At 70.6% G+C, this 24766-nt stretch carries 19 protein-coding genes and 6 pseudogenes; 15 read left to right on the top strand and 10 right to left on the bottom strand.

The genetic code is table 11. The features are described from left to right. Positions 1–5 precede the first annotated feature (5 nt). The 3 genes and pseudogenes from ACNPQM_RS25440 to ACNPQM_RS25450 all read left to right on the top strand — a co-directional run. Positions 6–203 (top strand): annotated as a pseudogene (locus tag ACNPQM_RS25440) (peptidase S15); the annotation flags it as partial. A gap of 131 nt (positions 204–334) precedes the next feature. Further along, complete coding sequence (locus ACNPQM_RS25445; RefSeq protein ID WP_418085848.1) at positions 335–574, top strand: lipopolysaccharide assembly protein LapA domain-containing protein; 240 nt, start codon at positions 335–337, stop codon at positions 572–574. Positions 575–594: 20 nt separating this feature from the next. Continuing rightward, positions 595–1161 carry a GNAT family N-acetyltransferase gene (locus ACNPQM_RS25450; protein WP_358858591.1) on the top strand — a complete coding sequence of 189 codons (567 nt, stop codon included), beginning with the start codon at positions 595–597 and terminating at the stop codon, positions 1159–1161. A gap of 189 nt (positions 1162–1350) precedes the next feature. Here the strand turns inward: ACNPQM_RS25450 and ACNPQM_RS25455 are convergent. Continuing rightward, positions 1351–1596 (bottom strand): annotated as a pseudogene (locus ACNPQM_RS25455) (nitrilase-related carbon-nitrogen hydrolase); the annotation flags it as partial. A gap of 552 nt (positions 1597–2148) precedes the next feature. Here ACNPQM_RS25455 and ACNPQM_RS25460 point away from each other — a divergent pair. Next, the gene (locus ACNPQM_RS25460; protein ID WP_418085849.1) at positions 2149–4551 is read left to right on the top strand and encodes a beta-N-acetylglucosaminidase domain-containing protein; all 2403 of its coding nucleotides are present in this window, start codon (positions 2149–2151) and stop codon (positions 4549–4551) included. 217 nt (positions 4552–4768) lie between these two features. Then, positions 4769–4975, top strand: a pseudogene (locus tag ACNPQM_RS25465) (group II intron reverse transcriptase/maturase); the annotation flags it as partial. Positions 4976–5157: 182 nt separating this feature from the next. Here ACNPQM_RS25465 and ACNPQM_RS25470 read toward each other — a convergent pair. The 4 genes and pseudogenes from ACNPQM_RS25470 to ACNPQM_RS25485 all read right to left on the bottom strand — a co-directional run bounded on the left by ACNPQM_RS25470 (position 5158) and on the right by ACNPQM_RS25485 (position 10312). Next, positions 5158–7380 (bottom strand): NADP-dependent isocitrate dehydrogenase, encoded by a 2223-nt coding sequence (locus ACNPQM_RS25470; RefSeq protein ID WP_418085850.1) that lies wholly within the window; start codon positions 7378–7380, stop codon positions 5158–5160. Between the two features lie 139 nt (positions 7381–7519). Further along, positions 7520–8285 (bottom strand): annotated as a pseudogene (locus ACNPQM_RS25475) (TSUP family transporter). A gap of 21 nt (positions 8286–8306) precedes the next feature. After that, on the bottom strand, positions 8307–8660 hold the full coding sequence (locus tag ACNPQM_RS25480) for a hypothetical protein (protein ID WP_418085851.1): 354 nt from the start codon (positions 8658–8660) through the stop codon (positions 8307–8309). A gap of 104 nt (positions 8661–8764) precedes the next feature. Continuing rightward, positions 8765–10312: an esterase gene (locus ACNPQM_RS25485; protein ID WP_418085852.1), complete on the bottom strand. Its 1548-nt coding sequence runs from the start codon at positions 10310–10312 to the stop codon at positions 8765–8767. A gap of 436 nt (positions 10313–10748) precedes the next feature. Between ACNPQM_RS25485 and ACNPQM_RS25490 the strand changes: the two are divergent. The 5 genes and pseudogenes from ACNPQM_RS25490 to ACNPQM_RS25510 form a co-directional block, all read left to right on the top strand. Continuing rightward, positions 10749–10893: pseudogene (locus ACNPQM_RS25490) on the top strand (IS5/IS1182 family transposase); the annotation flags it as partial. Between the two features lie 389 nt (positions 10894–11282). Continuing rightward, positions 11283–12827, top strand: a complete 1545-nt coding sequence (locus ACNPQM_RS25495; RefSeq protein WP_418085853.1) for an FMN-binding glutamate synthase family protein — start codon at positions 11283–11285, stop codon at positions 12825–12827. A 776-nt stretch (positions 12828–13603) separates the two neighbouring features. Beyond that, positions 13604–14032: a hypothetical protein gene (locus tag ACNPQM_RS25500; protein ID WP_418085854.1), complete on the top strand. Its 429-nt coding sequence runs from the start codon at positions 13604–13606 to the stop codon at positions 14030–14032. 139 nt (positions 14033–14171) lie between these two features. Beyond that, positions 14172–15308: a PLP-dependent cysteine synthase family protein gene (locus tag ACNPQM_RS25505; RefSeq protein ID WP_418085855.1), complete on the top strand. Its 1137-nt coding sequence runs from the start codon at positions 14172–14174 to the stop codon at positions 15306–15308. After that, positions 15305–16585, top strand: coding sequence for an MDR family MFS transporter (locus ACNPQM_RS25510; protein ID WP_418085856.1), 1281 nt, complete (start codon positions 15305–15307; stop codon positions 16583–16585). The genes ACNPQM_RS25505 and ACNPQM_RS25510 overlap by 4 nt, the downstream gene beginning before the upstream one ends. Positions 16586–16606: 21 nt before the next feature. Here ACNPQM_RS25510 and ACNPQM_RS25515 read toward each other — a convergent pair whose 3' ends face one another. After that, positions 16607–16966 carry an ArsR/SmtB family transcription factor gene (locus tag ACNPQM_RS25515; RefSeq protein ID WP_418085857.1) on the bottom strand — a complete coding sequence of 120 codons (360 nt, stop codon included), beginning with the start codon at positions 16964–16966 and terminating at the stop codon, positions 16607–16609. A gap of 62 nt (positions 16967–17028) precedes the next feature. On the opposite strand from ACNPQM_RS25515, the gene ACNPQM_RS25520 reads away from it, so the two are divergent. From ACNPQM_RS25520 to ACNPQM_RS25530, 3 genes are all read left to right on the top strand, one after another. Further along, positions 17029–18132 carry a cation diffusion facilitator family transporter gene (locus ACNPQM_RS25520; RefSeq protein WP_418085858.1) on the top strand — a complete coding sequence of 368 codons (1104 nt, stop codon included), beginning with the start codon at positions 17029–17031 and terminating at the stop codon, positions 18130–18132. A gap of 154 nt (positions 18133–18286) precedes the next feature. Then, a complete protein-coding gene (locus ACNPQM_RS25525; RefSeq protein WP_418085859.1) occupies positions 18287–18724 on the top strand; it encodes a hypothetical protein in 438 nt (145 codons plus the stop codon). A gap of 99 nt (positions 18725–18823) precedes the next feature. Next, positions 18824–19750 (top strand): hypothetical protein, encoded by a 927-nt coding sequence (locus ACNPQM_RS25530; protein WP_418085860.1) that lies wholly within the window; start codon positions 18824–18826, stop codon positions 19748–19750. Between the two features lie 350 nt (positions 19751–20100). Here ACNPQM_RS25530 and ACNPQM_RS25535 read toward each other — a convergent pair whose 3' ends face one another. Beyond that, positions 20101–20454, bottom strand: coding sequence for a DUF6204 family protein (locus ACNPQM_RS25535; RefSeq protein ID WP_418085861.1), 354 nt, complete (start codon positions 20452–20454; stop codon positions 20101–20103). Between the two features lie 240 nt (positions 20455–20694). Between ACNPQM_RS25535 and ACNPQM_RS25540 the strand changes: the two genes are divergently transcribed. Beyond that, positions 20695–22665 carry a DUF5107 domain-containing protein gene (locus ACNPQM_RS25540; protein ID WP_418085862.1) on the top strand — a complete coding sequence of 657 codons (1971 nt, stop codon included), beginning with the start codon at positions 20695–20697 and terminating at the stop codon, positions 22663–22665. 28 nt (positions 22666–22693) lie between these two features. Then, on the top strand, positions 22694–23236 hold the full coding sequence (locus tag ACNPQM_RS25545; protein WP_358858576.1) for an AAA family ATPase: 543 nt from the start codon (positions 22694–22696) through the stop codon (positions 23234–23236). Positions 23237–23262: 26 nt separating this feature from the next. Here the strand turns inward: ACNPQM_RS25545 and ACNPQM_RS25550 are convergent, their stop codons facing one another. From ACNPQM_RS25550 to ACNPQM_RS25560, 3 genes and pseudogenes are all read right to left on the bottom strand, one after another. After that, positions 23263–23616, bottom strand: a complete 354-nt coding sequence (locus tag ACNPQM_RS25550; protein WP_418085863.1) for a VOC family protein — start codon at positions 23614–23616, stop codon at positions 23263–23265. A gap of 82 nt (positions 23617–23698) precedes the next feature. Next, positions 23699–24022, bottom strand: a pseudogene (locus tag ACNPQM_RS25555) (GTP-binding protein); the annotation flags it as partial. A 28-nt stretch (positions 24023–24050) separates the two neighbouring features. Then, a complete protein-coding gene (locus ACNPQM_RS25560) occupies positions 24051–24725 on the bottom strand; it encodes an urease accessory protein UreF (RefSeq protein ID WP_418085864.1) in 675 nt (224 codons plus the stop codon). Between the last annotated feature and the right edge of the window lie 41 nt (positions 24726–24766).

Here is a 24766-nt window from a genome sequence, read left to right on the forward strand (position 1 = left end):
ACCGGGTCCGGCCGCTGCGGGTGCCCGACGTCACCCGGCCGTTCACCCTGCACTGCCGGGCATCGTGTACCGGTACGAGGAGGGGCGCCGGCTCGAATTCGTGAGCGGCCGGTGACGGCGCTTACTTCGGCAATGGTGGCAGCCAACCGGCCACCGTCGTCAGCAGCCCGCAGGACCCCGGCGTGCTGGAGCTGCCTGTGGTCGCAGGACGGATGAACTGCCCCGGAACGGACCGTCACCTGTACGGCCGCACGCCACCGCACCCCGGGCGCGGGCTGGGGGCATCCTGGAGTCGGGGGCGGTGGCGTATCAGGACCAGGGAAGGGGCGCAGCCATGAGCCCGAAGGACGTATCGAGCGGTGGCAGGGGCAGCGTCGGACCGTTCTCACCGTCCCGCATCGTTGTCCTCGTCATCGCGGTCCTGTCGGTCGTCTTCATCGCCGAGAACACCGGCGAGGTCACCATCCGTCTGCTGATCCCGCTGGTGACACTGCCCCTGTACGTGGTGCTGGTCGCGATGTTCGCGGCCGGAATGGTGTGCGGCGGCTATCTGTTCCGCCGCCGGCCCAGGTGAGCGGCCCTTACGCTGTCCGGATGTCTGACAACGTCTACCTGGCCGAGGGCTCGCGCGTGGGGATCCGCCCCTTCACCCCCGCGGACGCCGAGGAGTTCACCAGCCGGGTCAAGGAGAGCGGCGACCTGCACCGCCCCTGGCTGTTCCCGCCCGACGACGCGCGCGCGTACGCCGCTTACGCGGGCAGGCTGATCGAGGACCCCACAAAGGCGGGCTTCCTCGTCTGCGAGCGCACGGCCGTCGACGGGGCCGGGAGCGGTCCCCTCGCCGGCTTCATCAACATCAACAACATCTTCCGCGGTGCGTTCCGCTGCGGTGCCCTGGGATATGGGGCGTTCGCCCACGCCTCGGGGCGTGGCCTGATGAGCGAAGGGCTCGGTCTGGTGCTGCGGTACGCCTTCGGACCGCTCGGCCTGCACCGTCTGGAAGCGAACATCCAGCCCGGCAACAAGGGCTCGATCGCCCTCGTGCGCCGGGCCGGATTCCGGCTCGAAGGCTTGTCGCCGGATTTCCTCTTCATCGACGGGGCGTGGCGGGACCACGAACGCTGGGCGATCACGGCGGAGATGCTCGCCCCAGGCCTTTGATCCGAAAGAAAGGCCTGGGCCCTGTCGTCCCTGATCCGCCGGACACACCTCAGGCAGGCACGGTTCCTCCGATCGCAGCGGACACCAGGACGCCGGCCTCCGGCCCGGCCTGCACGACCACCGCTCCGTCCGGACCCATACCCCGGAACCCCCGGACGTCTCCGGATACGTACCGCTGGCCCTCGCCGAGGTGGCCGGCACCACCCACACCCCGTGAGCGAGCGCCCGCTCCCTCATGTGCCCGTCGCGCCGGGCCGCGGACTCGGGACCCGCACCGTAGAGCGTGCCGGCCACATACGCGTCGATGTCGAGCGCGGCGGTCTCGGCGGCGTGTTCCGGGACGGCCGCGTCGTAACACACCGCAAGGCCCAGCCGCACGCCGTCGATCACCAGGACCTCCGGCTTCTCGCCCGGGGTGAAACGTTCGCGCAGCACATTGAGCTTGAGCCAGGCCGGTTAGCGGATCTTCCCTTCCAGCCAGCCCGGTGTGAGGTGTGTGCGGCCGACGTCGACCATCGGGCCGCGCTGTGTGTACGTTGGCCAGTCGGTGATGCGGCCGCTCAGCTCGCCCTTTTGGCAAGCCGCCCGGCGGAGCCCGGCACCAGGACGATGCGGGTGGCGGGGCCCGGCCGCCAGCGCCCCGGCGCCGCCGCGACATCGCGTACGGCCGGGATCGTGAGTGGCGCGCATGTGTCCGCGGCGCCGGATGCGCACCCTGCGGCACGCTTCACCTCGGCTGCCGTCCGAGCGGCCCCCGACGCAGCTGAGCAGGGCCGACGCGGTGAGCGCGCCGCATGCCACGGCCGACCTGCGGTTGATCACAGAGCTCTCCCCTTCATCATGTTTGCCTTGGACTCCGTGGTTGGCTCCAGCGAAACGTAGCGACTCTAGTGGTCTAATCCAATAGGTCGGACCTGTTGACAGTGAACTGAGTTTCAGCAGTAACCTTTTGTGGTCGTCGCGGTCTAGACCAGCTTGGAGATCTTCATGGCAAGACGCAGGATCGCCGCAGGAATGTTCGCAATAGCAAGCGCCATGGTGCTCGGGGTGCTGCCGCACGCCGCCAGCGCCCAGCCGCTTCCGGACGCGGCCTCGGCCGACGCCGGCCCCCTGCCGCCGGTTTCCCCCACCCCGCAGTCCATCACCCGCGCCGGACGCGACGCGACCGTAACGGGACGGGTGCTCGTGGTCGCGGACGACCACACGGACGCGGCCGCCCGTGACCGGCTGATCCGCGAAGTGAAGAAGCACGGCGCCGCGCGCGTCGATGTCGTCGCCCCTGGCGAAGTCCCCTCGGGAGCAGCAGGTTTGCTCACCATCAGGCTTGGATCCGCCGAACGCCCGGACATCGCAAGCGCGCTGGGTGACACCGCCGTCGCCCACCACGCCGAGGGTTACGCCCTGCGTGTGTCGGGACAGGCCCCGCACCGGCAGGTCGCCCTCGGAGGCACGGACGCGACGGGCCAGTTCTACGCGGTGCAGACGCTGCGCCAGCTCTTCCAACGCCAGGGCGACGACTGGCAGGTGGCGGGCGCACAGATCAGTGACTTCCCGTCGATGCCGCTGCGCGGCACGATCGAGGGCTTCTACGGTCAGCCCTGGACGCACGCCGAGCGGCTGGACCAGATGGACTTCTACGGCGACGTCAAGGCCAACACCTACATCTATGCGCCCAAGGACGACCCCTACCACCGCGACAAGTGGCGCGAACCCTATCCCACCGACAAACTCGCCGAACTGGGCGAGCTGGTGAACCGGGCCACCGCGAACCACGTCCGCTTCACGTTCGCGGTCTCACCCGGCGGATCGATCTGCTACTCCAACTCCGACGACCGCAAGGCACTCAAGGCCAAGCTCCAGGCCCTCTACGATCTGGGCACCCGGTCCTTCTCCATCCCGCTGGACGACATCAGCTACACCAGATGGAACTGCGCGGCCGACCAGGCGGCGTACGGCCAGCCGGGACGCACCGCGGCCGCGAAGGCCCAGGTCGACCTGCTCAACGACCTCCAGCAGAATTTCATCGCCACTCACGAGGGCGCCCGCCCGCTGCAGATGGTGCCGACCGAGTACGGCGACCTGACCGACACCAGCTACAAGCAGACGATGCGGGCCACCCTGGACCCGGCCGTCGTCGTCATGTGGACCGGTACCGACGTCGTACCGCCCGCGATCACCAACGAGCAGGCCGACGGTGCCTCGAAGCTCTTCGGCCGCAAGGTCTTCGTCTGGGACAACTACCCGGTCAACGACTACGGCAACACCAGCGGCCGGCTGCTGCTCGCCCCGTACGACAAGCGCGAGGCGGGCCTGTCCAGCCACCTCTCCGGCATCGTTGCCAACCCGATGAACCAGCCGTACGCCAGCAAGGTCGCGGTCTTCGGCGCCGCGGACTTCACCTGGAACGACAAGGCGTACGACGCGAAGGCGAGCTGGGCGCGAGCCATGGCCTACCTCGCGGGCGGTGACCGCCGGGCCACCGACGCGCTGCTCGTCTTCGCCGACCTGGAACACCTGGCCCCGACCTTCGGCACCACCCCCTGGCAGTCCCAGGCACCCGAACTCGCCGGCCGGGTAGCCGAGTTCTGGAAGACATGGGACGCGGGCGACCGCACCAGTTCTGTCAAGGCGCTGCGGACCTACGCGAACGAAATCGAGGACGCCCCCGCCGCCATCCGCGCCGGATCGGTGGAGCAGGGCTTCGCCGCCGATGCCGAGCCCTGGCTTGACGCCACCCAGCTGTGGGGCATGTCGATGGTGAAGACACTGGACGCGCTCGCAGCCCGGCAGGCCGGTGACAAGGAGAAGGCCGAGGCGCTGCTCGCCGACTCCGAGGCCCTGCAGAAGCAGGCCCGGGCCGTACGGGTCGATCCGGCGCGCAACACCTGGGGCAAGGCCCAGCCCAAGGTCGGCGACGGGGTACTCGACTCCTTCCTCATCCAGGCGGACATCCGGCTTCAGCTGTGGGATGCCGCGGGCGGCTCGGAGAACCTCGCACTGAAGGGCACGGCGAGTGCATCCAGCGTCGAGCAGAACCTCGACCGGCTCTCGGCCCGGTACGTCAACGACGGTCAGCTCGGCACCCGTTGGGCATCCGGCTACAGCGACAACGAGTGGGTCCAGGTGAAGCTCGCCGCCCCCGCCAAGGTCGCAGCGGTAACCCTCGCCTGGGAGGGCGCCTGCGCGACGGAGTACCAGATCCAGACCTCTCTGGACGGGACGAACTGGAGCGAGGCAGCCACCCAGAACCCCGACAGCTGCGGCAATGACGTAATCAAGATCAACTCCAGCAGTGCGGTGCAGTATGTCCGAATGCAGGGCGTCAAGCGGAAGACGACCTGGGGCTACTCGGTCTACGAGATGGGCATCTACGGATCGCCCGCGGCGTGATCCGGCGGTAGCCGCCAAGGCGTAGTCAAGAGGCAGGAGGGCGGTCCGCCTGATACGGACCGCCCTCCTGTGCACCTCGTGATCCGCCGCCGGCGCCGCGGTGTGCGCGGCAGGGGCGGCGGCCGGTCCGGCCTTCACCCGGCTGTGCGGCGCGGAACTCCCGCGCTGACCCGGGCCCGTACGCCCCTGATGGCGACTCTCGCAAAACGGTTCTGTCATTCCCAAGCCGGGAGGCTCGGGGAAGGTCCGCAAGCCAGGGATTCCGACGATCGCGGACCGGGTCGTTCAGGCAGCACTGAAACGGGTGCTGGAACCGATCTTCGAGGCCGACTTCAAGCCGGTGCCCTATGGGTTCCGGCCCCGACGGCGGGCCCAGGATGTGATCGCCGAGATCCACTATTTCGGCACCCGGGGATACCGCTGGGGTCCGGAAAAGCGGACCGGGAGCAATCCCGGCACCGCGCTCCGGGCCTACTCAGCGAACCCGGGTCTGTCGGGGACTGCAGGATCGTTCCACCCGGAAGCACATGGGACCGCCCCGGCCGCATGTGCGGCCGGGGCGGAACGGTCACTGCGGGTTTCGCGGGGACCCGGGGCTGCCGTGGGCTAGCCCAGCGAAGCGATGGCCTCGTTGAACGTCGCCGACGGGCGCATGGCGGCCGAAGCCTTGGCGGCGTCCGGACGGTAGTAGCCGCCGATGTCGACGGGCGAGCCCTGCACCGCGATGAGCTCATCGACGATCGTCTGCTCCTGCTCGGTCAGCGTCTTGGCGAGACCGGCGAACGCCTCCGCGAGCTGCGGGTCGTCGGTCTGCTTCGCCAGCTCCTGGGCCCAGTACATCGCCAGGTAGAAGTGGCTGCCGCGGTTGTCGATGCCACCCAGCTTGCGGCTCGGCGACTTGTCCTCGTTGAGGAAGGTGCCGGTGGCGCGGTCGAGGGTGTCGGCGAGCACCTGGGCGCGCGCGTTGCCCGTCGTCTGCGCCAGGTGCTCGAAGCTGACCGCGAGCGCGAGGAACTCGCCCAGGCTGTCCCAGCGCAGGTAGTTCTCCTTGACCAGCTGCTGGACGTGCTTGGGAGCGGAGCCACCGGCGCCGGTCTCGAACAGGCCGCCGCCGTTCATCAGCGGGACGACCGAGAGCATCTTGGCGCTCGTGCCGAGTTCCAGGATCGGGAACAGGTCGGTCAGGTAGTCACGCAGCACGTTGCCGGTGACCGAGATGGTGTCCTCGCCCCGGCGGATGCGCTCCAGCGAGAACGCGGTCGCCTCGACCGGCGACAGGATCTTGATCTGCAGACCCTCGGTGTCGTGGTCGGCGAGGTACGTCCTGACCTTGGCGATGAGCGTCGCGTCGTGCGCGCGGCCCTCGTCCAGCCAGAACACGGCCGGGGTGCCGGTGGCGCGGGCGCGGGTGACGGCGAGCTTGACCCAGTCCTGGATCGGCAGGTCCTTGGTCTGGCACATGCGGAAGATGTCACCGGCGGCGACCGTCTGCTCCAGCACCACGTTGCCGGAACCGTCGACGACGCGGACCGTGCCCGGGGCGGCGATCTCGAAGGTCTTGTCGTGGCTGCCGTACTCTTCGGCCTTCTGCGCCATCAGACCGACGTTCGGCACCGAGCCCATCGTCGACGGGTCGAACGCACCGTGCGCCCGGCAGTCGTCGATGACGGCCTGGTAGACGCCCGAGTAGCTGCTGTCCGGCAGGACGGCCAGGGTGTCGGCCTCCTTGCCGTCCGGGCCCCACATGTGGCCGGAGGTGCGGATCATGGCCGGCATGGACGCGTCGACGATGACATCGCTCGGCACGTGCAGGTTGGTGATGCCGCGGTCGGAGTCGACCATCGCCAGGGCGGGGCCCTCGGCGAGCTCGGCCTCGAAGGCGGCCTTAATCTCGGCGCCCAGGTGGGGCACGCCGTCCAGGCCGTTCAGGATCGTGCCGAGGCCGTCGTTCGGCGACAGACCGGCGGCGATCAGTGCCTGGCCGTACTTCGCGAACGTCTTCGGGAAGAAGGCGCGCACCACGTGGCCGAAGACGATCGGGTCGGAGACCTTCATCATCGTGGCCTTCAGGTGCACGGAGAAGAGCACACCCTCGGCCTTGGCGCGGGCGATCTGCGCCTTGAGGAACTCGTGCAGGGCCGCCGCCCGCATCACGGACGCGTCGACGACCTCGCCCGCGAGCACGGGTACCGACTCGCGCAGGACAGTGGTGGTGCCGTCGTCACCGGCGAGCTCGATCCGCAGGGAGCCCGGCTCGGCGATGACGGCGGACTTCTCGGTGGAGCGGAAGTCGTCGGCGCTCATCGTCGCGACGTTCGTCTTCGAGTCGGCCGTCCAGGCGCCCATGCGGTGCGGGTGCGTCTTGGCGTAGTTCTTCACCGACGCGGGGGCACGGCGGTCGGAGTTGCCCTCGCGCAGGACCGGGTTGACCGCGCTGCCCTTGACCTTGTCGTAGCGTGCGCGGACGTCCTTCTCCTCGTCCGTCTGCGGGTCGTCCGGGTAGTCCGGCAGCGCGTAGCCCTGCTGCTGCAGCTCGGCGATGGCCGCCTTCATCTGCGGGATCGACGCCGAGACGTTCGGCAGCTTGATGATGTTGGCGCTGGGCGTCTTGGCCAGCTCGCCGAGCTCGGCGAGAGCGTCATCGATGCGCTGGTTCTCGTCGAGGTGCTCCGGGAAGCTGGCAATGATCCGCCCCGCCAGGGAGATGTCGCGGTTCTCGACGGTGACCCCGGCCGTCGAGGCGTACGCCTCGATCACAGGCAAGAACGAATACGTCGCCAGGGCCGGGGCCTCGTCGGTGTGCGTATAGATGATGGTCGAGTCAGTCACCGGGTGCTCCGCTCCACGTCTGCAACATTGCTTGATATCAAGATATCCCGTGGCCGTCGTCTGTTCGACAGGGCCCTGCCGACCCGGCAGCGGTCCATGAAGATCATCCGTGGGTCGATCCGGGCAGTGGCCCCGACCGTCAGAGCGCCCACACTCCCTTGGCGAGCGTGGTGATCCCACCGCCGAGTGCGAGCAGCAGGACGAGCAGCCGGGCCCGCTTTTCCGGCACCCGATCGGTGAGCGCCTTCCCGATCAGGGCGCCCGCCGCCAGGCCGACAGTGATCAGGAGCCAGAGACGAGTGCTGAGCTGCGGAACGCCATTGGCGGCGACGGAGAATGCGTTCACCACGACCCCGTAGAACTGGGCGTTCGGCACGAATTCCCGCACGGTCCAACCCGCATTCACGGCATACAGGGAGACCGCCGGGCCGCCGACGCCCGCCGACGAGTTCATGAACCCGCCACGGCACCCGCGGCCACCGCACCTCCCGCCCCGCGCAGAGCGGGCACCCGGACCCCCCGCATCACCAGCAGCACGGCCCCGCTCACCAGCGCCCCCATGCACGCCAGCAGCACCGGCTCGGCAACCGGGCCGCCACCCAGCTCCCGGCCGGCACGGTGCACGCGGCCGCCACGACCAGGGGCACCATCGCTGCCGGGCGCACCTGCCGTCGACCGCCCGCGAGCCCGACCAGGCTGATCGCACCGGCCGCGCAGTTCGCGAGCACCACACCCTCGGCCGGGCCGAGAGCCAGCACCAGAGCGGGCACGGCTATGAGCGCGAACCCCATCCCCGTGAGCCACTGGACCGAGGCGCCGATCAGCACGATGCCGCTCAGCAGCAGCTCGGCCGTCCCACCGCTCGTCACGGACCGGATCCTGCCAGGTGTGCCGCGCCGGCTCATAGAGTTCCGACGCGATGACGATCAGCGGCCAGGATCCGGGCGACCGACCCGGCGGTCGAGACCCCGCAGCCTTCGGCGCGGGCGCGCCGGGCCCGACCGGCGGTTCCGAGTGGCGGGCCGACGTCCTTCATCGGAGTTCCGCCGCCAGTGATCGCCGGGCGACAGGATCGGCGCCCTGCGGTCGGCCTGTGCCCGGATCTCGTGGTGCGCCTCGTGAGCAGTGACCCGGAACGCCTCGTCGTAGGAGGCCGGCGCTGCGGTGATCGCTGCGCCGGCGGTACCGCGCCGACGGACATGCCATGCCGGCCAGGTGATGAGGCCCATGGCCGCGGCGAGGCCGCCGACGACCGCGAGGAGCGGCAGGAATTCATCCATCGGTCCGAGCGATCCAGCCTTCCGCGGAAGGCTGGTGCCCCGGAGAGCGCCGGGACACCAGTGAATCGGGCGCGGGGCGGGGCGAGCGCCCGCCACGCGTCGTGTCAGTCGTCGATCGCCGCCCCGTACAGCGCGTCCAGGGACGGACCACCGAAAGCGCGCGCCCCGTAGTTCCACGAGCCGGAGGTCGTCACACCGCCGGTGCCCGCGGAGAAGACCCAGACGTAGCCGTCGTTCGTGTTCTCACCGGGCGCCGAGACGAGCAGACCGAAGCGTCCGTCGCCGTTGGGGTCGGTGAAGGAGACCTGGCCGCCGAACTTGTCGCCCTTCTCCACAGTGCCCGGGACCTTCGCGGTGCCCTGCGTCACCGACAGCGCGCCGGTGGCGGTCAGCCCCCGGGCCGAGCCGCGCAGCACGGTGAAGGCACCCGCGTCCGCGACACGGCCGACGTCCTCGCCGGAGATGCCGATCGCCAGGTCCGCGAATCCGTCCTTGTTCGTGTCGCCGATGGAGAGGTCGGTGCCGAAGCCGTCGCCCCGCTCGTTCGATCCCGGTACGCCGGGAGAGTTCTGGGTCCACCAGAGCGGCGGGGTGCCAGGGCCCTCCTGGCCCGCGGGGCCGGCCGCGCTGCCGTAGTAGACGCCGACCATGCCGCCGGTCATGCTCGCGCCGCCGTCGTCCGGGCTGTGCGGCTCGCCGGTGGCCAGGTCGTCGTATCCGTCGCCGTTGATGTCGCCGGAGGCGACGACCGGGCCGCCGCGTACCGCGGTGACCGGCAGCGGCTCGTCGTTGGAGGCGGTGCCGGGGAGGATGTACGACCAGCCGTGCCCCGGCTCGTCACCGACGCTGGTGCCGGAGACGACCAGGTCGGCGTAGCCGTTGTTGTCGTAGTCGCCGGTCGTCATCGACGCGGGCCGGATGCCCGGCGCCTCGGCGGCGGACCCGATGCGTGCCTTCTTCGACGGCGAGGAGAGCGTCGTACGCGACTTCTGTACGGGCTGCCGCGTCCGCGGGCCGGCGCTCTTCGTGCTGGGCTCGGTGGCCGGCTCGAACTGGTACGTGGTCAGTCCGACCGAGTCCATGACCGCCAGCAGATCGCCCGGGGTGGTGTCGGAGAACCGGGCCGCGGCGAGCGAGGCGCCGAACTTGCCGCCTGCGGTGGGCTCTTCGGCCTGAAGCCAGTTGCTCACCGACCCGCTGAGCCCCTTCGGCGTGCCCCACAGGACGACGACGCCACCCGCGTTGGAGACGGTGCCGATGTCCTCGCCGGGGATGCCGACGACCGCGTCGTCGTAGCCGTCGCCGTCCAGGTCGCCGGTGGCCAGGGTCTTGCCGAAGCCGTCGCCGCTCTCGGCGGCGCCTGCCACACCCGAGGTGTTCTGGCTGATGGCCCTGGCGTTGGAGGTGCCCATGCCCTTGGGTCCGCCGTACTGCACGGTGACCATGCCCGCGCCCTTGTGCCCGCCGACGGCCGCACCGGGAGCACCGACGAGCACGTCGTCGTAGCCGTCGCCGTTGAAGTCGGTGTTGCGGTCGTTGGCGTGGGTGCCGCCGGGAGTGCCGGCGTACGCGGACGGGGCGGCGGCGATGGCCGCCCCCGTCACGAGGAGAAACGATGCCGCGGCAACGGCGGTCGAGCGGTGCTTGCGCATGAGCGGCTCCTTGGCTCACGAAGGGCCGGGCTTGCTCGGGGGGCACGGGGGGTATCCGGAAAGGGCCCGTTCCTTGTCCGTCGTCGTGTTTGACAGCGCATGCGGCACAAGGGTTGTACGCGGAATGTGCCCGGATTTCCGAAGAAGATCCCGACGTCGCGGTCCGGGGGCCGACGGGGCGATGGCCCTCTGACCGGTGTGGTCCCGGGATGCGGGTGCGGGGTGTCAGCGTGAGGATCGGAGTACGGGTGGTGGCCCGGTAGCGTCCCGGCCCTGAGGCCGGTTCTCCCTTCCGGCGCTTCCTGGACCGCCCCCGGCCCGGCGACCAGGGGGCGTGGAGGCAGGTGCCGCGCCCCTGTGGACGGGAGCGATCTCGTTCGGTCTGGTCACTTCTCTGCACTACCTGACGCATCGGCCCCTGGTCGGCATCCAGGACCTCAACTGGGCCGTGTCGGTGGACTCCACTGTCGTGCGTGCGCATCAGCACGCAGCCGACGCCCGCAAAAAGGGGCCCAGTCGGCGAACCGGCCGACCATGCCATCGGCCGGTCCCGGGGCGGACTGACCACAAAGATCCACCTCTCTGGTCTTCCCGCTGGTCCGAACGAAACGGCCTAACGGCTGTCCCGTCATCCCTGGCGGATCAGCGCGCGGCGTCGGAGGCGGTGCATCGCAAGGCGGAGGGGTGTTCTCAAACTGGGCGTATTCGGTCGTTCCGACAATGCAGTGAGGTGCCGCAGCTGTCGTCGTGCGCCCGCCAGGGATGACGGGACAGCCCTGAGGGGATGCCAGCGGCGTGGCCGGACTCACGCACCCTGACCCGCCCGCCCATCCGCGCGACCTCTTACTATCGTGTGGCGTTTCGTTGTCGGACGCCGATGCCTGCCTGGCCGTGTCCGCAGCCCAACGCCCACGACGTCCGCCGCGCAGCGATGGAGTCGGGTATCGAGCAGTCGAGGAGAGGAACGTTCATGCGTGCTCGGAGCATCGGCGCGGCCGCCGCAACAGCATTGGCGCTGGTGGCTGCCCGCGACCTCGTCCAGAAGAAGCACGCACTGCTCAGAAACTTCCCCGTGATCGGGCACGCCCGGTACCTGTTGGAGACGATCGGGCCGGAGCTGCGGCAGTACGTCGTGACGTCCAACGAGGAAGAGCGCCCGTTCAGCCGTGACCAGCGCACCTGGATCTATGCGTCGGCGAAGGGAGAGAACAACTACTTCGGGTTCGGAACCGACGTGGACGTCGAGCACGTGCAAGGGCACGCATACGTGAAGCAGCGCACGTTCGCCGGCACGCTGCCCGACCTGCACGACCCGCAGGCCCCGCTGCCCTCGGCCAAGGTGCTGGGCGGCCCGCGCGGGCGCGCCAAGGCGTTCCGGCCGGCGAGTGTGGTGAACATCTCGGCGATGAGCTTCGGATCGCTGTCCGGCGCGGCCATCACGGCGCTCAACAAGGGCGCGGCGCTGGCCGGCACGATGCACAACACGGGTGAGGGCGGTCTCTCGCCGTACCACCGCAGCGGCGGCGACCTGATCCTCCAGATCGGGACGTCGTACTTCGGCTGCCGTAACGAGGACGGCACCTTCAACCTCGACAAGCTCAAGGACGTGGTGGCCGGCGCCCCGGTCAAGGCGATAGAGATCAAGCTCTCCCAGGGCGCCAAGCCGGGGCTCGGCGGGATGCTGCCGGGCGCGAAGGTCACCCCGGAGATCGCCAAGATCCGCGGCATCCCGGTCGGTGAGGACTGTGCCTCCCCGTCGCGGCACACCGCGTTCCACGATGTCGACTCGATGCTCGACTTCGTGGAGCTGCTCGCTGACGAGACCGGTCTGCCGGTCGGGATCAAGAGCGCTGTGGGGGAGATGAGCTTCTGGCGGGAGCTGGCCATGTTGATGGCGCGTGGTGATCGCGGGGTCGACTTCGTGACCATCGACGGAGGCGAGGGTGGCACCGGGGCGGCTCCCCTGATCTTCAGCGACTCGGTGTCGCTGCCCTTCCGGATGGGCTTCTCCCGCGTCTACAGCACGTTCGCCGAGCGGGGTCTGACCGACGACATCACCTTCATCGGCTCCGGCAAGCTCGGCCTGCCCGAGAACGCTGCCGTCGCCTTCGCTCTGGGTGTCGACATGATCAACGTCGGCCGCGAGGCAATGCTGTCCATCGGGTGCATCCAGGCGCAGAAATGCCACACCGACAAGTGCCCCACCGGCATCGCCACCCAGGATCCGTGGCTGGTGCGCGGCGTCGACGCGCCCTCGAAGGCCACTCGGGCCGCTGTCTACCTGCGCACCCTGCGCAAGGAGCTGCTGAAGGTCTCGGGAGCTGTCGGCGTCGCCCACCCGGCACTCATCACCACCACCGACATCGAGATCATGAACGGCGACTACGACGCCCGCACCCTGGCGAGCGTCTATGGCTACAAGGACGGCTGGGGCGAACTCGGCCCGGAGCTCGCCCAGGAGATCACCGCACTGCTCACCACCAAACCGGCCCCTCTCCAGAAGCCGGCCGGCTGACGCGTGACGAGTTGCCGGTGGATGGCCGGGTAGCCAGGGCGTGTTTCGAAAGTAGCGTCGTCCGCACGTAGGGCGGGCCGGGCGGCGTCCGGTGCGTGCGATCGCCGATGTACGCGGCCACCCCGAACAGCCTCTGGGGTCGCCCGAGCCGGTCCGACAGTGGCCCGGTGGCGACCTGCCCGAGGGGCGGACCGATCAGGCATGCGGTCACGGTCAGCTGCTCGGTCGACGACGCCGCACCGCCTCCATTCGTGGGCCGTCACGTTTGGTGGGCCATCGGTGCGTGGGATCACTGTGTGCGGTGGCCGGGCCTCCCCCTGGGCCGGTCGCCGCCAGACCCGGTGCCCTGCCTGCTGAGCTGCTCTTCGTTGAGTCCGCCGCGGCTGGGTCCGCACAGGGCACCCGGTCCGGCACACCCTGGCCGGGGCGCCGCAAGGTGACGGGACCGTCCGGGCAAGGTCTCGATTCTTCGTGCGAACGGAAGGGGCCTCCGGGTTCTGGTCCTCCGCAGCCGGCCGGGGCGGGGGAAGACTCAGCGGCTTGCTCCTTCCCGCGTGTAAGACCGACCGGCAAATGGGAGGCGGCGGCGCGGGGCTGGGCACGCACATCTGCCGCGTTGTCGTCAATCACCATGGCTCCGCCATGCCTCAATCCTCCGCCTTGCAGCTGCACGCACCCAGCCCCGCTCCTTCTCCCACCTCCCATTTGCCGGTCGGTCTAAGTCGGCCGAAGGAGGGGAGAGGGTGTCGTAAAAGTCGATCAGTGACTATTAGTGAGTGATCGACTACGTTGAGCTCGTGATCCCGGGGATGAGCAGCAAGGCGGTGGGGCACCCGCTGCGGGCGGCGTTGTTGTTCGCCCTGCTCCTGCTGGTCGGCTGTCATCTCGTCGGCGCTCTGCACGGGCCGGGGTTCGCCACTCTGTCCACGCACGCGGCCGTCGACGGCTGTTCGCACGCCGCGGCGAAGCACAGTGCGGACCGGGCGCCCGGTCACGGTGGCGGCCACGCGGAGGTGGTCGACCACGCCGTGGACCGGGTTCGTACCCCTGTGGACCGCGCCATCACCGATCCCGGTGAGATGGCGCCTCTCACGTACACGCCCCGCTCGGTGCCAGGCCCGTCCGATCGCGAGGGTCCGGAACCCTTGAGGGGCGGTACCGGCGGCCAGGCGACTCTGACCCGGCTCTGCGTCCTGCGGCGGTAGGCCGCGCCCGCACGCCTTCTCTTCCCCCACCCGTGTCCGCGTGGACACGGGTGGGGCCGGAGGCGTGCTCGCGTGCCCGTGACCCGTCTGCCCCGCACACCCCGCTTGTTCCGGTGTGCACCAAGGAGCGTTACCGACCATGCACGTCCCCCTGCTCGAAAACTTCTGCGCGAACTCACTCGCCCCCGCGCCGCCGGTCGCCCGCGGTGCCCACCAGTTGGTGGGCAACACTCCGGTCCTGTGGGTGGGCGAGCCTTTCGCGCCTGCCGGACGGGGCTTCTTCGCCAAACTGGAGGGAGCCAACCCCGGAGGCATCAAGGACCGGCCCGGCCTGCACATGGTCCGGGAAGCCCGTCGACGTGGCGCTCTCCGACCCGGAGCCCCGATCATCGAGTCCTCCAGCGGCACCCTCGCGCTCGGCCTGGCCCTGGCCGGTCTGACCCACGGCCACCCGGTCACCGTTGTCACCGACCCCGGCATGGAGCCGGCGATGCTGCGCCTTCTCACCACACTGGGCGCCGAGGTGAGGCAGGTGGCCGCCCCGCATCCGGCCGGCGGCTGGCAGCAGGCCCGCCGCGAACAGGTCACGGAGCTGCTCGGCGCGAACCCGGGAGCGTGGTGCCCGGACCACTACCACAACCCCGACAACGTCGCCGCGTACAGGCCTCTGGCCGCCGAACTCATCGCCCAGCTCGGCCGCATCGACGTACTCGTCGCCTCGGTCGGCACGGGCGGCCACTCAGCAGGGGTCAGCGCCGTGCTCCGGGAGAGCTTCCCCGATCTGGCGCTGATCGGAGTCGATGCGACCGGCTCGACGATCTTCGGCCAGCCTGCCGCCGCGCGCCTGATGCGGGGCCTGGGCTCCAGCATCCACCCGGGCAATGTCGACTACCACGCTTTCACCGAAGTCCACTGGGTCGCCCCCGCCGAGGCGGTCTGGGCCTGCCGTCAACTCGCCCGCCGGCACTACGCATCGGGCGGCTGGAGCGTCGGCGCGGTCGCCCGGGTCGCCGGATGGGCGGCCCGCACCTGTCCCTCCGGCACCCGCATCGCTGCGATCTTCCCCGACGGCCCCCACCGCTACCTGGAAACCATCTACAACGACGCCTGGTGTCAGGAGCACCAGCTGCTCGGCCACCTTCCGCCCGAGGAACCCGACACCATCGACGACCCGGCCGAACACACCGCGCGGCACTGGACGCGCTGCGCCCGCGTGACCGACCCGCTGGATCGCGCCGTCCCCGCGGGCATTCGCAACGTGGTGGGTGTCCGGTGAAGCAACTGTGCGCGCGCGTGCGCTCCTTCGACCCCGGTCTCCAGCTGCTGATGTGCAATCAGTTCGGCATCAATCTCGGCTTCTACATGCTGATGCCCTACCTCGCCGACCACCTTGCCCACGGCCTGGGCCTCGCAGCCTGGGCGGTCGGCCTGGTACTCGGCGTGCGCAACCTCTCCCAGCAAGGGATGTTCTGGCTCGGCGGCACCCTCGCCGACCGGATCGGCTACAAACCCCTCATCCTGACCGGCTGCGGCCTGCGCACCGGCGCATTCGCCCTGCTGGCCCTCGCCGACACCCTCCCGGCGCTGGTCATCGCGTCCGCCGCAACCGGTCTTGCCGGGGCCCTGTTCAACCCTGCCGTCCGCGCCTACCTCGCCGCCGGAGCGGGCGAGCGCCGAGTGGAGGCCTTCGCCGCCTTCAACGTCTTCTACCAGGCCGGCATCCTGCTCGGCCCGCTCGTAGGCCTTGCCCTGCTCGCCTGGGATTTCCGCCTCGTGTGTACGGTCGCGGCCGCGGTCTTCGCGCTGCTCGCCGTCGTTCAGGCCCGCGCCCTGCCCCCGTGCAGCCCGGCCGCCGACGCCGAGCGCGCCGGCGGGCTGCACGGTATCGCCGCGGACTGGCGGACCATCGCCACCAATCGGCCCTTCGTCCTGTTCTCCGCCGCGATGGCCGGCTCCTACCTCCTGGCCTTCCAGACCTACCTCGCCCTGCCGCTGCAGGCCCGCACCCTCTTCGGTGACAACAGCGGCACCGTCATGGGCGTGATTTTCGCCGTCTCCGCCCTGACCTCCGTCGTCGGACAACTGCGACTCACCGCCTGGGCCGGAAAACGCTTCGAAGCCCCCAAGGCCATCGCGATCGGCCTCGTTCTGATGGGTGCAGCCTTCCTGCCTCTGCTGCTCGGCCCCCATCATCGGGCCGACGGCCTGTCGGCCGGGGGTGGGACGACCGGTCTGGTGCTGTGCGCGTGCCTGCTGGCAGTCGGCTCGGCGCTGCTGTACCCGTTCGAGATGGACACCCTGGTCCGGCTTTCCGGCGAGCGGCTGGTCGCCACGTACTACGGCGCGTACAGCACCGTCTCCGGGATCGCGGTGGCCGCGGGGAACCTGGGCGTGGGAGCCCTGTTCGACCTCGCCGCCCGCCTGGGCACACCGTGGCTGCCCTGGGCGGCGCTGGCCGCCGTGGGCGGTGGTTGCGCGGCGGCCCTGATCGCACTGCGCCGCACCGGCCATCTCAACCCTGCCAACGCTGTCCCGGCTCCGGCGGTGGCCTGAGCCCCTGGCCGGGGGTGCGTCTCACGCGTGGGGCGCACGCCCGGTCAGCCGGTGATCGGCCAGCTCCAGGGCTTCGGCCACCACACGTCGCAGATGACCGTCGGGCAGCGTGTAGATCACCCGCCGGCCCTCCTTGCGGGTCGTCACCAGCCCGGACATGCGCAACCGGGCGAGATGCTGGCTGACCGCCGGCCGGGCCGCTCCTACGGCCTCCGCCAATGAGCTGACGTCCGCTTCATTCGCTGCCAGGACATGGAGCAGCGCCAGCCGGGTGCGGTCCGCCAGAAGGCCCAGGACCTCGGCCGCGACCAGGAAATGCTCAGTGCCCACGTCTCGCGGCTGCGAACCCTGCGCAGTTGATAGATGCATGCGTGCATTCATACGCACATAATAGGCAGGTGGGACCTCCGTCCACCCCGCCGCCCGACGAAAGCGAGCGCGTTGTGAGCCAGCAGCATCACCATGATCACGACGGCCCCGGTGCCGGGCACGGGCATGACCACGGTCACCACGGTCACGAGGACGCGCACGACCACGGACACCCGCGGAGCGCCGGCTCGCGCTGGTCGCGGGTGCGGCACCAGGTCACCCATGTGGTCGCGCCGCACAGTCACGAGGTCATGGACAAGGTCGACTCGGCGCTGGAGACCTCCCGGGAGGGGATGCGCACCCTGTGGCTGTCCCTGGGCATCCTGGGGGCGACCACGGTGATCCAGGCGGTCGTCGTCGTGCTGTCGGGGTCCGTCGCGCTGCTGGGCGACACCATCCACAACGCCGCCGACGCATTGACCGCCATCCCGCTGGGCATCGCGTTCGTCCTGGGCCGCCGTGCGGCGAACCGCCGCTACACCTACGGTTACGGACGCGCCGAGGACCTGGCCGGCGTCGTCATCGTGCTCACCATCGCCGCATCCTCCGCCCTGGCTGCGTACGAGGCGGTCGACCGGCTCCTCAGGCCACGCGACATCACCCACCTGTGGGCGGTCGCCGCCGCCGCGGTGGTCGGCTTCATCGGCAACGAATGGGTGGCCCGCTGTCGCATCCGCACCGGCCGCACGATCGGCTCCGCCGCCCTCGTCGCCGACGGACTGCACGCCCGCACCGACGGCTTCACCTCGCTCGCGGTTCTCCTCGGCGCCGGCGGCGCGGCACTCGGATGGCGGGCCGTCGACCCGATCGTCGGGCTGCTCATCACCGTCGCGATCCTCATGGTGCTGAGGCAAGCCGCCCGCGAGGTCTACCGGCGGTTGATGGACTCCGTCGACCCCGCGCTGGTCGACACTGCCGAAACCGCATTGCGTGCCGTGGACGGCGTCCGCGACATCGGACAGGTCCGCATGCGGTGGATCGGCCACGCGTTGCGTGCCGAGGCCGACATCGTCGTCGACCCGCAGCTCACCGTGGTCCAGGCCCACGCCCTGGCCGTCACGGCCGAGCACGCCCTCATCCATGCCGTCCCCCGCCTGGTCGCCGCCACCGTGCACACCGACCACACCGCCGACCACGGCGACCCCCACGCCGCCCTCGCCCACCACTGGGCCACCTGACCTCGGCATCACGTGGGGCGGGCCGGTCGGCGACGAACGGTACGCACTCATCGCCCGCGTCCGACGGACGGAGGGGCCTCAGGTACCCGGCCGGGGTATTGTCGAAGGGGTCGGCGACTACAGGCGCCCAGCAACGCGGAGGAAAGGAGCGGCAGTGGGCATCGGACAACCGAGCGAGCGGGGCAGCGCCCGGCTCATCGCGGTCTGTGCCGTCCTGCTCGGTCTGTTCCTCATGCACGGCGCGCCGGCCACCGCCGCCGAGGGCTGCCACGGTGCGATGCCCGCTGTCACCGTACCCACGCACGGCGGCCACGCCGCTCCGACGACGACCTCAGCGGCGCTGCCGGCCACCGCGCAGAGTGCTCAGGCCGCCCGGGCCGGGGACGGTTCGCAGATGCACGGGGTGCAGTGCGTCTCCACCCCCGCGCACATGCGGAACCCGCTGCCGACGGCCGGCCTGTACACCGCCGTCGCACTGCCGGCCGCATGGCTGCCGGCGGGATTGCCGGCGGCCGCCGGCTGGACGCGGCGGCGCGGCCCGCCGGCGGGCGGGCGGGATCTCCTCATCCAGGTGTGCGTCGCGCGGACGTGACAGGCACCGTGCCGAACCCGGTCAAGACCGGGCCGGCTCCGTGTCCTGCCCTTCCCGCGCGCCACCGGCGTGGTGCGCCCACCCGGAAAGACCCCTCTCATGTTCGCCTCTTCCCGATTCACCATGCGTCGCCGCGCCGTCGCGGCAGCCGGCACCGCAGCGGCCCTCGCGCTGACCCTGGCCGCGTGCGGCTCCTCCGGCGACTCCTCGGCCATGCCGGGGATGAACCACGGCGCGAAAGCCTCGGATTCCGCTTCGCACAGCGCGTCGCCATCGATGAGTGACATGCCCGGCATGGACCACATGGCCGCCGACAACGGCCTGTCCGACAACAAGGACGGCTACCGCCTCACCTCCCACGATGCGACCCTGCCCTCCGGCAAGCGGGCCGCGTACCGGTTCACGGTCAACGGCCCGGACGGCAAGCCGGTCACCGACTTCGCCGTCGACCAGACCAAGCGGATGCACTTCTACGCCATCCGCTCGGACCTGACCGGCTTCCAGCACATCCACCCGGTCATGGCTGCCGACGGCACCTGGACCGCCGACCTCACCTCCCTCGCCCCCGGCTCCTGGCGCATGTTCGCCTCCTTCACTCCGGACACCGGCGCAGGGAAGGGCAAGGAATTCGTGCTGAGCCGCAGCGTCACCGTTCCCGGGACCCCCTCGAAGACCCCGCTGCCCGCAGGGGCCGGCAGTGTCGAGGTCGACGGGTACACCGTCACCGTCAAGGGCGAGCCGATGGCCGGCATGGCGCACCCGCTGACCGTCACCGTGTCCAAGGACGGCGAGCCGGTCACCGATCTGCAGCCCTACCTGGACACCTACGCCCACTTGACCGCCTTCCACGAGGGTGACGCCGCATTCGCCCACCTTCACCCGACCACCAAGGTGAACGGTGACCACGGTGGCCCCGACCTGGCTTTCCACGCCGAACTGCCCACCTCGGGCAACTGGCGGCTGTTCCTGCAGTTCCGGACCGGCGGCAAGCTCCACACCGCTGCCCTGACTCTGCCCGTGGGCTGACCCCGGAGAGGCACCGCCGCCCGTGCGGATGCTGTTGGCACAGTCGCCGGCAGCATCCCGGGCGGCGGCGCCCCTCGTCAGGAATCCGGCCGGTCAGAGGCCGCGCAGTGGGATGAATGGGCCGGCCGACTCAGGGGACGGAATCCGGCGAATCTCCAGGGATTCCCCGTGCCGGACCGACGATCAGTCAGTCCGCCCTGCCCCCGTGTCCGATCTCCGCCGACTCACCGTTGTCCCGGCCGCATGCGCGCGGCGTGGGACGATCCGGCGCACGAGCGGGAAAGCCTCTGACAGAGCCGGAGGACGTGCAATTCCGGATCAGAGCCCGTCCGGCGGCTCCCGATGCGGCGTCACGCCGAGCCCGACGCGCGCCGCCCCTTGTAATTGATCTTCATGGTGTCCATGTCCGTGGCGGTGGAGCGCAGTTCACGGAAGCCGTAGCCGTACTCCTTCAGCGCCGTCTCCGCCCGGTCCTCGGCGATCGCCGACGCCATCTCCTCGCCGTCCTCGGCGTCCGACACGACCACGTACCGGAAGCTGAAGTGCTTGAGCACCGCGTCGTAGGTGAGTGAACCCACCTCGGTGAACTGCATCGCCGCCAGGCCGTGCTGCTCGACCTCGGCCAGCAGTCGGGCGCGTGCCTTGTCCGTGAGGCCGTCAAAGGTGCCGCGCACGATCACTCGGTAGGTGTGCTGGGTGCCCATCCTGTCCTGCCGCCTTCATCGCATGAGTCGTTGGGGATCAAGGCTATGACGGCGAGGGTGAACGGCACGCGGAATATTGCCGTCGCCGACGCCCCGTCCGACCCGCTCGCCGACCTGCTGGTGGCGGCTTTTGCCGAAGTCTGACGGCTGCGCCCCTGGTCGGGGCGGCTTCCAGCGTGTTCCATGGTCATCGGGGGGCGCCCGGACCTGCGGCGGCCCGCGCGAGGGAGTGAGGTTGCCTTGGCCACGACCGTACGACGTGCCGTACTGACTCTGCCCGCCGCACCGCTGGGCCCGGAGAACCCGCTGCCGGCGCTGCGGCCGCTCGACGAGATGCATGTCGTCGACGACCGGGCCCGCGCAGGACTGCCGCGTGACATGGCACGGCAGATCGGTTACGAGCCGCTGGGCACCGTCCTGCCGGTCCGCATCCTCGACGGGTACGGGCGCGAGCGCACGCCCACCGGCCTGGACGCGATCATCATCGAGAACGACCGGCTGCGGGCCACCGTCCTGCCCGGGCTCGGCGGCCGGATCCATTCCCTCCACCACAAGCCGACCGGCCGCGAACTGCTCTACACCAACCCTGTCCTGCAGCCCGCCGACTTCGCGCTCAACGGCGCCTGGTTCTCCGGCGGCATCGAGTGGAACATCGGCGCCACGGGTCACACCACGCTGTCCTGCGCCCCGGTGCATGCCGCCCGTGTCGCTGCCCCCGACGGCGGCGAGATGGTCCGGCTCTGGGAGTGGGAGCGACTGCGCGACCTCCCGTTCCAGGTGGATCTGTGGTTGCCGGAGGACTCCGACTTCCTTCATGTCGGCGTACGGATACGCAACCCGCACGAGCACACCGCGCCCGTCTACTGGTGGTCCAACATCGCCGTCCCGGAAGGCGAACGCACCCGGATCGTGGCCCCTGCCGACGAGGCCTGGCACTTCGGTTACGAACGGACACTGACCCGGGTTCCCGTCCCGGAGACCGGTTCCGTCGACCGCACGTACCCGCTGCGCAGCGACTTCCCCGCGGACTACTTCTACGAAGTGCCCGACGGCGCCCGCCGCTGGATCGCCTCCCTCGACACCGAGGGCCACGGCCTCGCCCAGACCTCCACCGACCTGCTGCGCGGCCGCAAGCTCTTCGTCTGGGGCAACGGGCCCGGCGGACGCCGCTGGCAGCAGTGGCTCACCGAACCCGGCACCGTCGGCTATGCGGAGATCCAGGCCGGACTGGCCCGGACCCAGCTGGAGCACATCCCGCTCGACCCCGGCGCCGAGTTCAGCTGGCTGGAGTCCTACGGCCCGCTGTCCGCGGACCCCCGGGTCGTGCACGGCGACGACTGGACCGCGGCCCGCGCCGAGACCGAACAACGGCTGGCCGAGGCGCTGCCGCGAGCCGACGTCGATGCCGCGTACGCGGCCTGGCGCCCGTACGCCGACACCGAGCCCGGCGAGTCCCTCGCCACCGGCTCCGGCTGGGGCGCTCTCGAAGTCCGGCGCGCCGGATTCAAGCTCCCCGGCACGCCGTTCACCGAGTCCACCCTGGGCGAGCAGCAGGCACCCTGGCTGCACCTCCTCGACCGGGGCGGCTTCCCCGAACCGCGCCGCGTGGCGCCGCCGGGACCGTCGCTGGTCTCCGCGCACTGGCGCGACATGCTGGAGACGGCAGCCGCCGAACCCCTCACCGAGTACCACCTCGGCGTCGCCCAGTGGCACGCCGGCGACCGCGCCCAGGCGGTCCGCAGCTGGGAACGCGGTCTCGCCCTCGCTCCGTCCCGCTGGCCGCTGCTGCGCTGCCTGGCCGTCGCCGCCCAGGAGGGCGGCCAGCGCGACCGGGCAGCCGACCTCTACACCGAGGCGTTCGGTGACCTGTGCGCGGAGGCCCGGGACGACGGCGATGACTGGACGGCAGCCATCACGGCTCTCGGCCGCGAGGCGATCGAGGCGCTGCTGGCGGCCGGGCGGACCGAGGACGCCCGGACGGTCTGGACCGGCCTGCGCCCGGCGATCCAGCAGCGAGGCCGGTTCCGCCTGCTGGAGGCCCGACTTCTGCTGGCCGAGGGAGACCGCGCTGCCGCCCGTGCCGTCTTCGACGAGGGCTTCGAGGTCGCGGACCTGCGGGAGGGAGCGGAGATCCTGGACGAGGTGTGGTCGGCGCTCACCGACCAGCCACTGCCTGATGTGTACAACTACCGGATGCGTCCCAAGAGTTGACCGGACGCAGCGAGGAGAGGAGCGGCGCGTGATCATCTGGGTGAACGGGGCGTTCGGCAGCGGCAAGACCACACTCGTGGCCGAACTGCACCGGAGGTGGCCCGAGGCCCTCGTCTACGACCCCGAGCAGATCGGTTACGTCCTGCGGGGCATCGTGGAGGTGCCGAAGGGCAACTTCCAGCACCTGCCGCTGTGGCGAAGGCAGGTCGCCTCGATGGCCATCGGGCTGGTCGAGGAGTACGGGCGGCCCGTCCTGGCCCCGATGACCGTCGTCGATCCGCAGTACGCGGACGAGATCTTCGGAGCCCTGGAAGCAGCAGGAGTGAGAGTCCATCACTTCTTCCTCGAGGTGTCCGCCGATGTCCTGGAGCAACGGCTCGATGCCCGGGTCGTCGCGCCGGACGACCCCGTACGCGACGAGGCCGCCCGGCGGTGGGGCAAGGCGCAGATCGCGCAGTGCGTGGCCGCGGTCGACACGCTGCGGGCCGGGACGGTGCTCCTGGACGGTGAGCGGCCCACGCGCCAACTGGCGGATGCGGTGCTGACGCATGTGGGCATGGAGGCGCAGTAGGGGCGCCGCGACCGGAACCCGCCGGGTCAGACGGGCAGGTTCCGGTCGACGTACTCGAAGACCGAGCCGTCCGGATGGACGGCGATCAGGTTCCGGCCGACCGGAGTCGGCACCGGGCCCGCGACGATCCGGGCGCCGACCCGGACGAGGGCCTGATGGGCGTCGTCGACATTCTTCACCGCGATCGTCGCTGTCACCTTGCGCAGGATCTCAAGCTCCGACTCGGGGCCGCTCATCAGGAGAAAGCAGCTGATCGCGGCGACCGAGACCCCGCCGCGCTCGAAGCGCAGCGCCGAACTGGCCGTGAGGTCCTCGTAGAAGGCGACCGCGGCCTCCAGGTCATCGACGCAGATACGCAGCGTGGTTCCCAGGATTTCCATGTGGAACAGGGTAGTTGGCGGTTCGGGCCCATGTGATCGATTCCACCTGCCGGTGTGGACGCCCTGCATCGCACCGGACCTCAGCGACGAGGTTGGCGGAGATGTCGTCGCGGATCGCGGTGTGCGGGCAGGCGCCGGTCTCGACAGCGGCAATCCGCTCGGGCGGGAGCACGGCTTCGCGGCGCAGGAACTCGGCGTCCTCGCGGGTGTAGATGTCGTTGGTGACCACAGCGATGGACAGCTGGTCCCGCAGGACCCGGCACAGTGCGGCCACGGTCGCGGTCTTGCCGGAGCCGACGGGGCCGCCGAGGCCGATGCGCAGCGCGCGGCGGCTGCCGTCGGGCCGCAGCGGCTCGGCGCTGTGGGTGTGGCGGTGCGGCATGATCACGGGCTGGTCGAGGTGCACGTCAACTCCAGGGGGATGAAAGGGCGGTTCAGGAGGCGAAGAGGCGGACGGTCCAGGTGGCGTGCTGTTCGCCGGTGAGGTCCAGCAGTGGCGCGGAAGCAGCCGGGAGGGCTTCGACGCCCGCCTCGGCGACCCTGTTTCCCGCGGCCGCGGCGGCGTCGGCCACGTCGTCGAGTTCGGGAGCCAGTCGCGCCAGCAGTGCGGTCGCGTCGAAGGGGTCGAGGCCGAGCAGCCGTACGGCGGCGGTCGCGGGGCCGCCGATGCTCTCGTAGGCGGCTGCTTGTGCGGCGTCCAGCGGGCTCAGCCCGGCCGCACGGGCGGTGGCTCCGAGGACGACGGGCTGGTGCACGCCCTGCGGCCGGGCGCGGGCGAGCCGGTCCAGGTCGGCCGAGGTCCAGGTGGCGCGGGCTGCGCGGAGCATCTGTCGGCCGAGCCGTCGGGCGACTTTACGCAGAGCGGGCATGGGCGTCCGGGCGTCGGCTGCCTCGTCCAGGAGCAGGGCGTCACAGCCAGTGGCCGCGGCGGCCGCGAGTCCGGCGGCGGTCAACCCGGCGGTGTGCAGCCGCCCCCTGCAGAACGCCTCCAGGCTTGCGGCATCGTGTACGCCGCCGGAGGCCACCGCGGCCTCCACGCCGCCGGAGTGGGCGTGTCCCCCGGCGGGGAAACGGCCGTCGGCCAGGACGAGCAGGGTTGCACGGCCCATGGGAACGTGGTCCGCCTTTCGAGAACGGAGAGGGGGGTTCG

Source organism: Streptomyces sp. NPDC056231 (genome assembly GCF_048270745.1).
Classification (GTDB): domain Bacteria; phylum Actinomycetota; class Actinomycetes; order Streptomycetales; family Streptomycetaceae; genus Streptomyces.

What these genes read in the sequence shown, in the direction of transcription:
- ACNPQM_RS25485 (WP_418085852.1), bottom strand. Translation starts at nt 10,312, where the DNA reads ATGCGCAAGCACCGCTCGACCGCCGTTGCCGCGGCATCGTTTCTCCTC.
- ACNPQM_RS25535 (WP_418085861.1), bottom strand. Translation starts at nt 20,454, where the DNA reads ATGGGCACCCAGCACACCTACCGAGTGATCGTGCGCGGCACCTTTGAC.
- ACNPQM_RS25515 (WP_418085857.1), bottom strand. Translation starts at nt 16,966, where the DNA reads ATGAATGCACGCATGCATCTATCAACTGCGCAGGGTTCGCAGCCGCGA.
- ACNPQM_RS25450 (WP_358858591.1), top strand. Translation starts at nt 595, where the DNA reads ATGTCTGACAACGTCTACCTGGCCGAGGGCTCGCGCGTGGGGATCCGC.
- ACNPQM_RS25560 (WP_418085864.1), bottom strand. Translation starts at nt 24,725, where the DNA reads ATGGGCCGTGCAACCCTGCTCGTCCTGGCCGACGGCCGTTTCCCCGCC.
- ACNPQM_RS25530 (WP_418085860.1), top strand. Translation starts at nt 18,824, where the DNA reads ATGTTCGCCTCTTCCCGATTCACCATGCGTCGCCGCGCCGTCGCGGCA.
- ACNPQM_RS25495 (WP_418085853.1), top strand. Translation starts at nt 11,283, where the DNA reads ATGCGTGCTCGGAGCATCGGCGCGGCCGCCGCAACAGCATTGGCGCTG.
- ACNPQM_RS25460 (WP_418085849.1), top strand. Translation starts at nt 2,149, where the DNA reads ATGGCAAGACGCAGGATCGCCGCAGGAATGTTCGCAATAGCAAGCGCC.
- ACNPQM_RS25505 (WP_418085855.1), top strand. Translation starts at nt 14,172, where the DNA reads ATGCACGTCCCCCTGCTCGAAAACTTCTGCGCGAACTCACTCGCCCCC.
- ACNPQM_RS25480 (WP_418085851.1), bottom strand. Translation starts at nt 8,660, where the DNA reads ATGGATGAATTCCTGCCGCTCCTCGCGGTCGTCGGCGGCCTCGCCGCG.
- ACNPQM_RS25550 (WP_418085863.1), bottom strand. Translation starts at nt 23,616, where the DNA reads ATGGAAATCCTGGGAACCACGCTGCGTATCTGCGTCGATGACCTGGAG.
- ACNPQM_RS25445 (WP_418085848.1), top strand. Translation starts at nt 335, where the DNA reads ATGAGCCCGAAGGACGTATCGAGCGGTGGCAGGGGCAGCGTCGGACCG.